Annotated in this window: 12 protein-coding genes; 5 read left to right on the top strand and 7 right to left on the bottom strand. The window is 45.5% G+C overall.

Annotated features, from left to right (window positions below):
- Window positions 1-61: 61 nt before the first annotated feature.
- Window positions 62-2,098, bottom strand: coding sequence for a Cache 3/Cache 2 fusion domain-containing protein (locus KJB05_RS05540; protein ID WP_208444935.1), 2,037 nt, complete (start codon window positions 2,096-2,098; stop codon window positions 62-64).
- Window positions 2,099-2,461: 363 nt separating this feature from the next.
- Here KJB05_RS05540 and KJB05_RS05545 point away from each other — a divergent pair, with 363 nt between their 5' ends.
- Window positions 2,462-3,430, top strand: a complete 969-nt coding sequence (locus KJB05_RS05545; protein ID WP_208444934.1) for a nucleoside hydrolase — start codon at window positions 2,462-2,464, stop codon at window positions 3,428-3,430.
- Between the two features lie 10 nt (window positions 3,431-3,440).
- Here KJB05_RS05545 and KJB05_RS05550 read toward each other — a convergent pair whose 3' ends face one another.
- From KJB05_RS05550 to gap, 3 genes are all read right to left on the bottom strand, one after another.
- A complete protein-coding gene (locus KJB05_RS05550) occupies window positions 3,441-3,788 on the bottom strand; it encodes a spore gernimation protein (RefSeq protein ID WP_208444933.1) in 348 nt (115 codons plus the stop codon).
- 112 nt (window positions 3,789-3,900) lie between these two features.
- Complete coding sequence (locus KJB05_RS05555; RefSeq protein WP_208444932.1) at window positions 3,901-4,785, bottom strand: D-hexose-6-phosphate mutarotase; 885 nt, start codon at window positions 4,783-4,785, stop codon at window positions 3,901-3,903.
- Window positions 4,786-4,965: 180 nt separating this feature from the next.
- On the bottom strand, window positions 4,966-5,961 hold the full coding sequence (gene gap / locus KJB05_RS05560; protein WP_005432905.1) for a type I glyceraldehyde-3-phosphate dehydrogenase: 996 nt from the start codon (window positions 5,959-5,961) through the stop codon (window positions 4,966-4,968).
- Between the two features lie 334 nt (window positions 5,962-6,295).
- On the opposite strand from gap, the gene msrB reads away from it, so the two are divergent.
- Window positions 6,296-6,709, top strand: a complete 414-nt coding sequence (gene msrB / locus KJB05_RS05565; protein ID WP_005439736.1) for a peptide-methionine (R)-S-oxide reductase MsrB — start codon at window positions 6,296-6,298, stop codon at window positions 6,707-6,709.
- A 103-nt stretch (window positions 6,710-6,812) separates the two neighbouring features.
- Here msrB and KJB05_RS05570 read toward each other — a convergent pair whose 3' ends face one another.
- Window positions 6,813-7,634 (bottom strand): DUF2989 domain-containing protein, encoded by an 822-nt coding sequence (locus KJB05_RS05570; RefSeq protein ID WP_208444931.1) that lies wholly within the window; start codon window positions 7,632-7,634, stop codon window positions 6,813-6,815.
- A 101-nt stretch (window positions 7,635-7,735) separates the two neighbouring features.
- Here KJB05_RS05570 and KJB05_RS05575 point away from each other — a divergent pair, with 101 nt between their 5' ends.
- Entirely contained in the window at window positions 7,736-8,020 is a 285-nt protein-coding gene (locus KJB05_RS05575) for a DUF1315 family protein (protein ID WP_009707311.1), read from the top strand.
- 79 nt (window positions 8,021-8,099) lie between these two features.
- Here KJB05_RS05575 and ansA read toward each other — a convergent pair whose 3' ends face one another.
- A complete protein-coding gene (ansA, locus tag KJB05_RS05580; RefSeq protein WP_005439732.1) occupies window positions 8,100-9,113 on the bottom strand; it encodes an asparaginase in 1,014 nt (337 codons plus the stop codon).
- Between the two features lie 113 nt (window positions 9,114-9,226).
- Window positions 9,227-11,077, bottom strand: coding sequence for a signal peptide peptidase SppA (gene sppA / locus KJB05_RS05585; protein WP_208444930.1), 1,851 nt, complete (start codon window positions 11,075-11,077; stop codon window positions 9,227-9,229).
- Between the two features lie 226 nt (window positions 11,078-11,303).
- Here sppA and KJB05_RS05590 point away from each other — a divergent pair, with 226 nt between their 5' ends.
- The gene (locus tag KJB05_RS05590; RefSeq protein WP_045480694.1) at window positions 11,304-13,316 is read left to right on the top strand and encodes an NADPH-dependent 2,4-dienoyl-CoA reductase; all 2,013 of its coding nucleotides are present in this window, start codon (window positions 11,304-11,306) and stop codon (window positions 13,314-13,316) included.
- 173 nt (window positions 13,317-13,489) lie between these two features.
- Window positions 13,490-14,038, top strand: coding sequence for an NAD(P)H nitroreductase (locus KJB05_RS05595; RefSeq protein ID WP_038896083.1), 549 nt, complete (start codon window positions 13,490-13,492; stop codon window positions 14,036-14,038).
- Window positions 14,039-14,112 lie beyond the last annotated feature (74 nt).

Here is a 14,112-nt window from a genome sequence, read left to right on the forward strand (position 1 = left end):
TGCGGCAAGCGAAACAAAAAAGAGCCGAATTATCGGCTCTTTTATCGGTTTTATTGGAGGGTTAGTGGAAGAAATCCACTTGCTGTTTCAAGTTTTGCGCTTGCTGCTGTAGCTCGGTTGCACTTTGCGATGTTTTAGCGCTGGTATCACGGCTTTCACGGTTCAATTCACTAATCGAATGTGCGTTTGCTGCAATCTCTTGAGAAACTTGTGCTTGTTCCTCTGAGGTTGCAGCAATAGCATCGGCTTGAGACGCAATAGACTGAACTTGCCCAGCAATGGCTTCTAGCGCGGTGCCTGCTTCTTGTGCTTTATCCAATACCTTATTCGCGTTTTGCTGGCTCTCGGTCATCATGCTTACGGCATTGCTGGTGGAGCCTTTAAGTTTCTCGATGATCTCCACGACATCTTTCACTGAAGTCTGAGTGCGATGAGCAAGGGTTCGAACTTCGTCTGCCACTACAGCAAAGCCACGGCCTTGTTCACCTGCACGTGCTGCCTCAATAGCCGCGTTAAGCGCCAGTAGGTTGGTTTGCTCTGCGATCTCATCAATCATTTTCGTCACGGTTTGGATGCTTTCGCTGTCACGGTTCACTTGCTCGATAGCTGCCGCAGATTGGTCTAGCTGATCATTCAACTGTGCAACATCAATACAAACGCCTTCAACGACTTCTAGACCAGATTGGCTGTCAGTGTTTGCAGAGCGAACATTTTCGGCAATTTGTTCAACTTGCTGAGCGACAGATTGAGCAGACGAAGCCATCTCTTCAATGGCAGTCACCACTTGTTCTACCTGCTCTTGCTGAAGATCCGATTGCATCAGGTTGCGGTTTGCATCATCCACAACGCTGGTCGAGTTACTTTCAACTTGGTCGCTAGTCGAGCGAATTTGACCAACCAACTCGTTCAGCTGTCCCGCCATATTGGCAACGCCGTTGTTCAAGTTAATGATTTCGTTTTTCGATGCTTTACCTGAAGCCGGAATATCGATACTCACTTCACCTTTTGCCAAACGGTTCATGTAACCATTCAAAATGGTGAGTGGATTTAGCGTTCGGTTAAGGACAAGCGTAAGCACCACAAAAGTGGCCGCTGCCACAATGAGAGAAATCGTCGCAATCAGTTGAAGTAAAGCTTGGCTGCCTTTGGTGACTTCATTGATGAAAGTGCCACCTAAGAGTTTCCAGTTCCAACCTGGTACTTGAGTGTAAACCAGGTACTTTTCACCCACGGTGCCTTGGTATTCAAATGGGTAGCGAATTAAGCCACTTTCTTGTTCGAAAAGTTGGTAGAAAGGCTTGTTGCCGTTGTAGTCAGACACTTCTTGAATCGGTGGATCGCTCTCTTCGTGTTTTGGGTGAAGAAGGTAATGACCTTGGTTGTCTTTTTCGTTATCCAGAATGATGGTGTAACCAGTGTCACCCCATTTTACGCTTTGTAGCGAGCTGAATAGATCTTGGGTCGCGCGCTCAACAGGTAAACCAATGAATGAGATACCGTTGACCTTACCATTCGCGTCTTTTAAAGGTGCGTAGTAGGTGATGTAGCGCTCACCATAAAGTTTGATTTGCGCATAGTAAGGTTGGCCGTTTTTAAGTTTTTGGTAACCCGGGTGGTTAAGCCCCAATGTAGTGCCAAGTGCTCTTTTACCTTGAGGATCTTTTAGTGAAGTAGCGACGCGAATGAAGTCGTTGCCCATTGGAGCAAACAGGGTCGCAACAGCGCCAGTGTCACGAGTGAAGCTATCAACTAACTTAGTGTCACCAATCAAGCTTTCGCTGTATTGGGTGATGTTTGGTACTTGGTGACCTTGAAAGTCAACGTTGTAACTCTCGACATAGACGCCCGCCAAATAACCATTACGGAAGGTTGATTCCAAAACTTCTGCCGTGTGCAGGTAAGCATTGAACTGGCCTGCAATGGTTTTTGCCATCGACTCCACTTTAGATTGATGTTCTTTCAGCGTGTTTTCTAAAAGTACGTTTGAAGCGTTTTGATAAACAAGCGCAGCAATGCTTGAAAATGCAATAAGCAGACACAGTGTGATGACCAGTTTGAGCTGGAAACCGACACTTTGATTCTGATATTTGTCTAGCATGTAGTGTCTTTCCTGATTATTGATAGATGTTATAAATGTTGTATCGGCATGCTAGCGATTTATATGACGAGTTTTTTTGATATTTATTAAGTTAATTGTCAAAAAATAAGAGCAACCAATAGCTTAGATAACAAATGACCGCTGACTGGGTGATTTTATTGCAGAAATGAAATGACCACATAAGGTTGAGTAAGTTGAGCCACCAAAGAGTTGGATGCTAGTGGGCGAAAATTTCATTTGTTTGGTAAAGCAGTGGTGAGGAGCTGTGATTAAAAGAAAGCTCATACCTTCGGCTTTGGTCACGTTTATCCTTGTTTTTTATAGGTATTGTTGGGGCTTTCCAAGCGTTTAATAGAAGCTGATATGACAAAGAAAATCATCCTAGACACAGATCCTGGCATCGATGATGCGATGGCCATTCTTTTTGCTGAAGCCCATCCTGATATCGACCTTATGGCCATCACAACCGTTTATGGTAATGCGACGATAGACAACGCGACGCAAAACGCCCTATACCTAAAACAGAAGTTTGGTATGAAAGCCTTGGTTGCGAAAGGTGCGGATAAGCCTTTGGTAAAAGCACCGGTTGGAGCAACGGTTGTCGTGCATGGTGAAGCTGGCTTTGGCGATGTGAAAGCGCCGAGCGCACTGGATGTAAGTGCCATTGATACGCCTGCCTATCAGTTTATCATCGACAGCGTTAGAGCAGAACCGGGAGAAATCACCTTGGTGGCCGTGGGCCCTTTAACTAACCTTGCGCTCGCTTTGGAAGCAGACCCAGAAATCGTTAACTTGGTTAAGGAAGTGGTTGTAATGGGCGGCGCTTTTGGTGAGAACGATCATCGAGGCAATGTTACGCCATTTGCGGAAGCAAACATTCATGACGACCCTCATGCCGCCGATAAGGTATTCACGGCTTCGTGGCCAGTCGTCATCATCGGTTTGGATGTTACGGAAGAGAGCTTCTTTACGGGGCAATACCTAGACCAACTGCGAGTGGATGCAGGAGAAGTAGGGCAGTTCATTTGGGATGTGAGCCGCTACTATTTGAAGTTTTACTCCGAGAAGGTTGGAATGGATGGTTGCCATGTCCATGATCCTTCTGCGATTGCATATGTCATTGATCCTGAGCTGTTTACTTTGCGCAGTGGTGCCGTCCGAGTAGTGACTGATGGACCTGCCGAAGGGATGACGATTCAGAAAACGGATCAACGCAAATACATGCACGATGAGTGGAGCGCTTTCTCCGCGCAAAACGTTGGGAGCGGTGTGAAAAGCGATACACTGCTTTCACTTTATCGAGAATCGATTATTCGTTATTCAAAGCGATAACGGAGTGGGGTTATCTGTAATAGTCGATGACTTGCACAGATATCCTTTCGTTGCCTGACGTAACGGGAAGAGTAAAAACATTCGACGTCGGATATTGATTTTGATTGTCGTAGGTCAGCCCCTCAATCTTCTTGAACGGTTTATTTTCGGCATAGAACATCTCAATGCTTATTGCCGTTTTCTGGTTCGCAGAAACTTGGAAGCGGCAAATTCCGGTGGGGCAATAGACTTGATATCGTGTCGGAGACAATTGCTTGTATTCGGCGACGTTCTTTTCGGCTTGTAACGAGACCTCAGTGTTGGCACAGCCAAACAATAAGCCCGTAAGAAGTGATATTGAATAAATGCGGTATTTCATCGTCACACCATTATCTCGACTCGTTTTGGTTGGCCTTAGTATGGCATGAGTGATTCTTGTGTTGTGCTTTGGAAATGTAAAAAAGGCCGGATGAACCGGCCTATAAACTGGATTACTGCGCTGAAATTACAGTGATAAGTTCATGTGTCTCACCTGGCTGTAACGTCTTGCCTTGCTCAATACTTGGCGCATGCACTGTCGATTCAACACACATCATGGTTTCATAGCCGTTGTCTGCCATGTCACCCATGCCTTGTGCGCCTTGTGCCCAAGGGTTCCACAACACTGCTGAGTTATGGCCTTGGTTTTCAACGCTCAACGTGCGATCTAACACTGGGTCTTTCACCAAGATTTTCGCTTCTGGCTGAGTGTAAACACGGTCAATCGTATCAGTTAGTTGAAGGACATCACCGCCTTGGCAGATTTCACCTGCTTTTAGACTATCGATGTATTCTGGGCCCATTCCTGTTGTTTGTGCTTGTTTGATATCACCAACGTTTAGATACGTGTGTAGTGCACCTGAGAATGTCCACTCTGCATCATCAATGTTGGTGACTTTCAATGTCACCTTTAGCTCGTCGCTGATTTCAACAACAAGACGAGCATCAAACATATGTGGCCAGATGTCGTGAGTTTCTTCGGTTGGGAAGAGAGCAAGTTCAACGATCACGCCGTTGTCGTTCTCACGGTGTTCAACCAATTCCCATTCTGCTGTGCGCGCAAAACCATGAGCTGGTGCTGCGATGCGGCCAAACCAAGGCCAACAAACAGGAATACCACCACGAAGTGCCGCTTTGCCATCAAAGATTGCTTTTTCGCTCATCCAGATTAGGTCTTCTTGGCCTTCTGGTGTGAACGACACGACATGACCACCGTGTAGTGCGATACCTGCCGTTGCTTTCTCATGAATAACGCGAACGACTTTAACCTGATCAACTTCGACGATAGTGACGTTATCAGATAGCACGGTTAGAGCTGGGAGAGTTTTTAAATCCATGTGTTGCTTCCTATCGCTGGGAGGGAGAGCTTTTTAGACGCACTTCGCACATTGAGTGCAACGTCGAGTCTTCATTCTCTCAAATTCCAGATACAAAAAAGGCGACTCTAGAGCCGCCTTTTATTCAAATCTTATGTTTCAAACACAAGCTTCGCTAATTGCTTTTCAGCTAAGTAATAATTACTTAGAGATGTGAGCGATTAGGTCTAGAACTTTGTTTGAGTAACCGATTTCGTTGTCGTACCAAGATACAACTTTAACGAAGTTATCAGTTAGAGCGATACCAGCTTTAGCATCGAATACTGAAGTTTGAACTTCACCGATGAAGTCTTGAGAAACAACTTGGTCTTCAGTGTAGCCTAGTACGCCAGCTAGTTCGCCTTCAGAAGCTTCTTTCATTGCTGCACAGATAGCTTCGTAAGATGCGCCTTCTTTTAGGTTAACTGTTAGGTCAACTACAGAAACGTTAGCTGTTGGTACGCGGAAAGCCATACCAGTTAGTTTGCCGTTTAGTTCAGGAAGAACAACGCCTACAGCTTTAGCAGCACCAGTTGATGATGGGATGATGTTTTGAGAAGCACCACGACCACCGCGCCAGTCTTTAGCAGAAGGACCGTCTACAGTTTTTTGAGTTGCTGTAGTAGCGTGAACTGTAGTCATAAGACCAGATTCGATACCGAACTTGTCGTTAAGAACTTTAGCGATAGGCGCTAGACAGTTAGTAGTACAAGAAGCGTTAGAAACGATGTCTTGACCAGCGTAAGTAGCGTGGTTAACGCCCATTACGAACATTGGAGTAGCGTCTTTAGAAGGACCAGTTAGAACAACTTTCTTCGCACCAGCAGTGATGTGCTTACGTGCAGTCTCGTCAGTTAGGAAAAGACCAGTTGCTTCAGCTACTACGTCAACGTCGATAGCATCCCATTTTAGGTCTTCTGGGTTGCGCTCTGCAGTTACACGTACAGTTTTACCGTTAACGATTAGGTTACCGCCTTCAACTTCAACAGTACCGTTGAAACGGCCGTGAGTTGAGTCGTACTTAAGCATGTATGCCATGTAATCTACGTCGATAAGGTCGTTAATACCTACAACTTCGATGTCGTTGCGCTCTTGCGCTGCACGGAATACGAAACGACCGATACGGCCAAAACCGTTAATACCTACTTTGATAGTCATTATAGTTGCTCCACAACTTAATTTCTGATTAAAGATAACTGGTAGTAAAATTACAAAATCCAGTAAACATCTGCAACAGATAATCGGACTTAACTTGTTTAAAGTCAAAAAAAAGCGACGCTTTTTTTAACAATTCTTCGCAAATGCTCGTTTTTTAAACTTTTAACTGGTTATTCTACATTCCAGTTGGCGTAATATAACTTTCGAGATAAGAACTCGTATCAAATTAATTACACATGGTGTCCTGGTGAGAAAGTATGTGCTACAACTGTTACGAGAAGCAAGTTTTTTGCTAAAAAAGTCATTGCCAAAAATAAGAAATAAGGAACAGAAATTGGTAGAACAAAGCGGAAGAAAAGTAACGAAGTCCGATGAACAGTGGCGCGAGCAGCTCTCTGAGGAAGAGTTTCGCGTCTGTCGCGAGCAAGGCACAGAGCCTCCGTTCTCCGGTAAACTGCTTCATAATAAAGAGACAGGTGTGTATGCCTGTACCTGTTGCAACACCCCTCTATTTATCTCCGATAACAAGTATGACTCTGGCTGTGGTTGGCCGAGTTTCGATGCCCCGATTAACGACTCTGCGGTGCGTTATCTTAAGGATTTGAGTCACGGAATGGTCCGAACTGAGATTCGATGTGCCACTTGTGACAGCCATTTAGGTCACGTTTTTGAAGATGGACCGCAAACAACGGGTGAGCGTTTTTGTGTCAACTCGGTGTCGTTAATTTTCAACAAATCCGATCAATAACGCCAGTTTTGGTAGAAAGAATGTTTCATCCTTTCAATTAATAAAATACTGAACCGTTACTGTAGAAATAAAAAACTCCCGACATGAACGGGAGTTTTTTATTTTATAAATCGCTAGGGATCATCCTTGGTGAATAATTCCCTTTATCTATTGCCTTAGATATAGATTTAGCCAAATCATCTAATTGCTCATATTTCTCTGGGTCGGCAAAGTTAAACATGCGCTGCAATTGTTGCTCGTCAGCAAGCGGGACATCGTAGCGCTTTGCAACCATGGCCCATAAGTAAGCCTGCTCTTTCTTACCTAGACCTTGGTTAATGCTGGCCAATGACTTCAAAATTTCTGGTTTTAAGTTGTCTTCGTTCGACATTGATAGCGAATTATGAAGTAATGTTAATGTCTTTTGTGGATCGCGGTTGGTATAGAAGGTGGCGAGTGCGTACTGCATTTCTGCGGTATTGAGCTCTGGTTTGCCTTCCATTTGTAAAAACTGACGACGTGCTTGGTCGTCACCCGTTTGAGACCACAAGAAATAAAGTGTTGCTGGGTCATTAGAGCCTTTTAAGTTATTGACGATACGATCCAGCTCATCAATGCTGTGCACCAAGGCATCAAATCTTTTACGTTTTAGCGCGCTTTGATCAATCGGAGTGATCTGTGACGCGAGTTCTAAACATTTGCGATACTCAGCAACTAACCCGTATTCGATGACTTGATTGGCTTCTGATGGATCTTTGAGTAGCTCAAAGCGATGCCAAACCAAATTGGTACGAGGTATGCGACATTGACCATCGTCCATATTTAAGTTTTCACAACGAAGCTGTGGGTTCTTTTGGCACAATTCTTCAGTGGTGACGTTGCCTTCGAAGCAACCTGTTAGTGTCAGGCTGGCAAGGCCTAGGAGTAACCAGTATGTTCGTTTCATGGTTTTGCTTGTGATCCGTTACACCAATTCAATTTCGAGCTCTTGACTCTGCTTTCTATACCGTTATGTTCTGTAAATAGAATGTAATAAGAAGGTACATTATGGACGCAGAACAATTATTAAATGCGATAACTCCAGAAGTCTATGAGCGATTGGTTTACGCAGTAGAGACAGGAAGATGGCCTGAGGGTACACCACTTTCCCAAGAGCAGCGAGACTCATGTATGCAAGCTGTGATGTTGTATCAATCAAAACATAACACCGAGGCGCAGCACATGACGGTCGCCGCTGGTGGTGAAATCAGCTTTAAATCTAAGCAAGAATTGAAGAAACAATTCAGTGGAGAAGAGCAAGACATCGTTCGAGTGAACCCAAACTTGAACTAAACAACACGCCTCTTTCAAAGTAAAAAGCCCAATTTACAAAATTGGGCTTTTTCGTATTTCGGATGTTGAAGATAACCGTTTACAGGCTCATTTCGCCACGCAACACTTCTTGCATCTTTTGCTTGATTTCTTCGTACGACAAATCTTGACTCAAAAGGTAGTGAAGTTTTGCCAATGCCGCTTCTGGTGTCATATCAAAACCGCTGATTACGCCGGAATCAGCCAGAGCACAGCCTGTTGCGTAACCACCCATGTTAACTTTACCCGCCAAACACTGAGTTAGGTTTACGACGATAACGCCACGCTCAGATGCTTCTTTTAGGTGACCAAGTAGCTCTGGATTTTGAGGGGCATTACCCACGCCAAACGTCAGCAGAATCATTGCGTTAACTGGTTGACGAAGTGTATTGCGAATGACTTCGTGCGAAATGCCCGGATACATGGTGATCACACCGATAGGTTGAGGTGTGATGTTATGTACTTTGAACTCACCTTCTGGTTGCTCACCGACAGCAATGTTGTTGCTGATTTGGATGTTGATACCCGCTTCCAATAGTGGTGGAAGGTTTGGTGAAGTAAAGGCATTAAAACCATCTGCATGAGATTTAGTGCTGCGGTTACCGCGCATCAACTGATTGTTGAAGAACAACGTCACTTCGTTGATAGGGTAGTTTGCTGCAATATGCAGTGCATTCAGTAGGTTTGCTTGGCCGTCTGAGCGCAGTTCTGCTAGAGGAATTTGTGAGCCTGTTACGATTACTGGCTTACCTAGGTTTTCCAACATGAAAGACAAAGCAGAAGCTGTGTATGCCATGGTGTCAGTACCATGCAGAATCACAAAGCCATCGTATTTCTCGTAGTTATCACGGATGTCGTCTGCGATTTGCTGCCAGTCTGCCGGTGTCATATCAGATGAGTCGATCAGAGGCTCGTACTCATGAATGGTGTATTCCGGCATTTCTGGGCGGTGGAACTCGGGCATACTGGCTAGTTGTTTTTCCATAAAGCCAGCCACAGGCACGTAGCCGTGATCCGATTTTTGCATACCGATGGTGCCACCGGTGTAAGCGATGTAGATGTGTTTTCTAGTCATCGTTCTACTTTATTTCATGTAGGGGGAACAGTGGCGGGGATTATAGCGAAATGACACCTAATAAAAAGGGGCATCTCGCACAGAGATGCCCCTTTTTGGCTAAGCTGGAAAAGCTATTGCACTTCGCAGTTCAAACAGAAGGCGTATTGACCTTTTGGATCGTTGAAGCTTTGCATCATGCTCGCGTCTTGTTCAAACTGTTGCGCGACTGGCTGAAGGCTCTTTGGAAGAAAGCTTGTTGCATCGATGCCCAAAGAGACTTTCACCTGATTCATGAATTCCTGAATGAATTGCTCAGTCGGTGAAAGAGGCTCTTCAACCCAATAGATTTCGTAGTTTTCAACTTCAGCAAGTTTCGCTGCCAGTTTCACCGCATCATCGAAGTCACCCATTTGGTCTACTAGACCGAACGACAGAGCGTCTTGGCCTGTCCAAACGCGACCTTGTGCCACTTTATCGACTTCGTCTAATGACATATCTCGGTTTGAACCAACCAGAGAAATAAAGCGTTTGTAGCCGTGCTCAATACCCAATTGGAACGCCTCGGAAGCGCCAGTAGAGAGACCTGTCGTGATGCCATCACCAGAGAATGGAGACGTGCCAACACCGTCTGTGCTGATGCCAAGTTTGTTGAAACCTTTCTCGAACGTCGTGATAACGCTGAAGATACCAATTGAACCTGTCAGAGTCGTTGGTTGAGCAACGATCTTATCTGCACTCATAGAGATCCAGTAACCACCAGACGCTGCAAGGCTCGACATTGAAACCACGACAGGTTTACCTGCTTCTTTCAGCGCTTCTACTTCATTGCGAATGACTTCAGAGGCAAACGCGCTACCACCAGGGCTATCAACACGAAGTACAACCGCTTTCACTTTGTCGTCATTGCGTGCTTGACGAAGTAGGCTTGCAACCGTATCGCCACCCACAGTGCCACGTGGTTGTTGACCACCCATGATAGTGCCGCTTGCGACGACCACTGCAATGTCGTTCTCTGACGGTGCGAGATTAGGGCGCATGGTCGCTAGGTAGTCGTAGTAACCAATCGCGTTGTAGCTGTCTTTACCATCGCTACCAAACTCTTTGGCAAATAGCTTACGTACGTCTTGGCGAGTAGCCAGTTCGTCGACTAAGCCCATTTTTACTGCCAGTTGTGCTAGGTCACCATCTACAGACTTCATCTCTGTAAGCAATTCATCCATAGTTGGATTTAGTGCTTTGGCATCAATGTTACGGTTAGTTGAAATGTCATCAACGAATGCACTCCAAAGCTGAGTGATCCAGCGCGTTGCTGACTCTTTTGCTGCATCCGACATATCGTCACGAATGAATGGCTCGATTGCTGATTTGTAAGTACCTACTCGGAATACGTGAGTCGATACGTCTAACTTCTCTAACAAGGTTTTGTAGTACATAGAGTAAGAGCTGTAGCCCTTAATCAATACACCGCCGTCTGGTGCTAGGAAGACTTTATCTGCGTAGCTTGCAAGGTAGTACTGACTTTGGTTGTAGAAATCACCGACCGCGTATACTGGCTTGCCTGAGGTTTTGAACTCATTCAGTGCTTTTGCAATGTAACGAAGCTTCGTCAGGTTAGTTTCTGGCATATCGCGAAGCGCTAGTACCAAACCCGACACTTTCGGGTCATCTTTCGCGTAACGGATAGTATCTACGATGTCGAACAGCACGTTCTCTTTCGGGATTTCGTTACCCAGAATAGAGCCCGCTACCGAATCCATAGGATTCACATAACGTCGCTGTTCAACGATAGGGCCAGATAGGTTCATCACAAGCGCCGATTCTTTTTCAACGGTAGGCTGACCTTCACCAGTGTATGTAAAGGCAAAGTAGAAGACGGCAATCATCACTAAGAAGATCAGATTCATCAGCGCGAGTCTGACAAAGGTGATGGCTTTCCATATCCCCTTGAATATCAGACCAATAAATTTGAAGAGTTTTTTCATCTTGTCTCCATAACGAGATAGTCATTCCCTAATCTTACAAAGTATGGGTTCTTATCTCTAAGATCTCAAAAGATAACAATTTTTTTAGCTTATCACGGCAATTCAACAATTGGCATACTTTAACGTGAGATTGACTTGTGTTGCAAAAATGTAAACGCTTGTTTGATTTTTTGGTTTTTGCGGCGTACTGTGGTCAGACCACAACAATAAAAATGGATGTTTAGTGATGTCTGCCATGTACCCAAATTTGTTAAAGCCATTGGACTTAGGTTTTACACAGCTACGAAACCGCGTCCTGATGGGATCAATGCACACTGGTCTAGAAGAGCACAAAGAAGGACTACAAAAGCTTGCGGCGTTTTATGAAGAACGTGCCAAAGGCGGTGTAGGTCTAATCGTGACGGGCGGTTTCTCTCCAAACCTACGTGGCCGATTACATCCTTTGAGTGCAGAATTCAGTAAGCCAAAACATGCCAAAGCACATAAGGTTGTGACTGAAGCGGTGCACAAACACGGCGGCAAAATAGCCCTACAAATTCTCCATGCCGGACGCTACGCGATGCACCCATTCGCGCAGAGTGCGTCTGGTATGAAAGCGCCTATCGCCAAATTTGCGCCAAGCGAAATGAGTGAGCGTCAAATCAAAAAGACCATCGAAGCTTTCGCTAATAGTGCAGAGTTGGCTCAGCTAGCGGGCTATGATGGTGTCGAGCTGATGGGCTCTGAAGGTTATTTGATTAACCAATTCTTATGTAAACGTACCAACATGCGTTATGACGACTGGGGTGGCAGTTATAAAAAACGTATGCGCTTCCCGGTTGAAATCGTTAAAGCGGTGCGTAAAGCGGTCGGTGAAAAATTCATTATTATTTTCCGTCTTTCCATGCTCGATCTGGTCGAGCAGGGCAGTACGTTTGAAGATGTGATTGAACTGGCAAAAGCGCTGGAAGAGTCCGGTGTCACCATCATCAACACTGGTATCGGCTGGCACGAAGCGCGCATTCCGACCATTGCGACTCAGGTTCCTCGCGGCGCATTTACTTGGGTGACAGAAAAAGTTAAACCTCACGTCTCAGTGCCAATTATCACGTGTAACCGTATCAATACCCCAGACGAAGCCGAGCGAATTCTTTCTTCAGGCCATGCCGATATGGTTTCGATGGCGCGTCCATTCCTAGCTGACCCTTACTTTGTTGCCAAAGCAGAGCAGGAAAAATCTCAACTGATCAACACGTGTATTGGCTGTAACCAAGCTTGTTTGGACAATGTGTTCAAAGGCAAAAGAGCGAGTTGTTTAGTTAACCCGCTAGCGTGTTACGAGACGGAAATTGTTGTTGAAGAAGCATTCAAGAAGAAGAACATTGCGGTAGTAGGTGCCGGTCCTGCTGGTTTGGCTTGTGCGACGACGTTGGCAGAACGTGGGCACAAAGTGGATCTGTTTGAGAAAAACGATCGCATTGGCGGCCAGTTCCGTTTAGCGATGCAGATCCCGGGCAAAGAAGAGTTCCGCGAAACCATCCGTTACTTTGCGAACCGCATTGAAGAGACTGGTGTGAATCTTCACCTAGAGACAGAAGCCAATTACGACTTGCTGACCGAATACGATGAAGTCGTCATGGCATCGGGTGTTGAACCTCGCAAGGTAAAAATTGATGGTATCGATAACCCAGAAAAAGTGATCGACTACCAAACATTGATTCGAGATAAAACGCCTGTTGGTGAGAAAGTTGCGATTGTTGGGGCTGGTGGTATTGGTGTTGACGTGGCGACCATGATAACCGAACCAGTAGGTCAAACATTAGATGATTGGCTGCATGAGTGGGGCATTGATAAAGAGATGTCTCAACCGGGCGGTTTGTATCCTTACCCTGATGCAGTGAGCGATAAAGAAGTATGGGTGCTTCAGCGTCGTAAAGGGCGTGTTGGTAAAGGGCCGGGCAAAACCACGGGTTGGATTCATAAACGTACGCTAGAGAAACGTGGTGTTCACCTTTACGGTGGGGTGTCGTACGACAAGATTGATGATGCTGGCTTACACATTCATGTAAATGGCAAAGAGGAACTGCTAGAAGCGGATAAAGTGGTGATTTGTGCAGGGCAAGAGTCCGTTCGTCCATTTGAAGACAAATGGCATGAGCTGGGAGAGAAGCTACACATTATTGGTGGCGCAGATCATGCGGGTGAACTTGATGCGGTGAGAGCAATCCGCCAAGGTGTCAAACTTGCTGTGAAACTCTAAACCGTAACCTCAAAAATAGTTTTTTTCATTCGTTCTTAACCTTTTATCGCTGCGCCAAGTGCGCAGCTTTTTTTGTTCTAAATCCCTAGAAAACAGGTTGTTATTCGAAAGTTTGGATTATGCTAAAGTGAGCTGCGTAAAAAATAATAATTCAATCAAATAAGGACTTGCTCATGGAAGCTCTCGATCTTTTGCTCAACCGTCGTTCTATTGCCAAGTTGTCTGAGCCTGCGCCAGAAGGTAAAGCGTTGGAGAATATTATTCGTGCAGGTCTGCGCGCGCCTGATCACGCGGGTTTAACCCCTTGGCGTTTTGTGATTGCTCAAGGCGATGGCTTAAAGAAACTGTCGGACATTCTTGTTAGAGCCGCTGAAGCGGAAAACAGTGAAGAAGCGGTGGTTGAAAAAGTAAAAAATGCCCCGTTTCGTGCGCCAATGGTCATCACGGTGATTGCGAAGGTGACAGAACATGAGAAAGTCCCTGCATTCGAGCAATACTTGTCAGCAGGCTGTGCGGCACAAGCGATGCAAATGGCAGCGGTAGCACAAGGGTTCCAAGGTTTCTGGCGCTCGGGTAAGTGGATGTTCCACCCAGAAGTGCATCAAGCTTTTGGCCTTGAAGGCGAAGATCAAATCGTAGGATTCTTATATCTTGGCACACCAGGTTGCACCCCAATGAAAGTGCCAGAGCGTGACCTGTCTCAGTTTGTTGAGTTTCAGTAAGCTAGAAAGTGACGCTATAACTGTTCATCTGTACAGTTTTCCTTGATTTGTTAGGGCTACATTAGATAATGTGG

The organism is Vibrio sp. B1ASS3, from assembly GCF_905175355.1.
GTDB classification, from domain to species: Bacteria; Pseudomonadota; Gammaproteobacteria; order Enterobacterales; family Vibrionaceae; genus Vibrio; species Vibrio owensii.

Excerpts from the sequence above, each read along its gene's own strand:
- gap (WP_005432905.1), bottom strand. The coding sequence starts at position 5,961 with ATGACTATCAAAGTAGGTATTAACGGTTTTGGCCGTATCGGTCGTTTC.
- KJB05_RS05590 (WP_045480694.1), top strand. The coding sequence starts at position 11,304 with ATGTCTGCCATGTACCCAAATTTGTTAAAGCCATTGGACTTAGGTTTT.
- KJB05_RS05595 (WP_038896083.1), top strand. The coding sequence starts at position 13,490 with ATGGAAGCTCTCGATCTTTTGCTCAACCGTCGTTCTATTGCCAAGTTG.
- KJB05_RS05570 (WP_208444931.1), bottom strand. The coding sequence starts at position 7,634 with ATGAAACGAACATACTGGTTACTCCTAGGCCTTGCCAGCCTGACACTA.
- ansA (WP_005439732.1), bottom strand. The coding sequence starts at position 9,113 with ATGACTAGAAAACACATCTACATCGCTTACACCGGTGGCACCATCGGT.
- KJB05_RS05575 (WP_009707311.1), top strand. The coding sequence starts at position 7,736 with ATGGACGCAGAACAATTATTAAATGCGATAACTCCAGAAGTCTATGAG.
- KJB05_RS05540 (WP_208444935.1), bottom strand. The coding sequence starts at position 2,098 with ATGCTAGACAAATATCAGAATCAAAGTGTCGGTTTCCAGCTCAAACTG.
- KJB05_RS05545 (WP_208444934.1), top strand. The coding sequence starts at position 2,462 with ATGACAAAGAAAATCATCCTAGACACAGATCCTGGCATCGATGATGCG.
- sppA (WP_208444930.1), bottom strand. The coding sequence starts at position 11,077 with ATGAAAAAACTCTTCAAATTTATTGGTCTGATATTCAAGGGGATATGG.
- KJB05_RS05555 (WP_208444932.1), bottom strand. The coding sequence starts at position 4,785 with ATGGATTTAAAAACTCTCCCAGCTCTAACCGTGCTATCTGATAACGTC.
- KJB05_RS05550 (WP_208444933.1), bottom strand. The coding sequence starts at position 3,788 with ATGAAATACCGCATTTATTCAATATCACTTCTTACGGGCTTATTGTTT.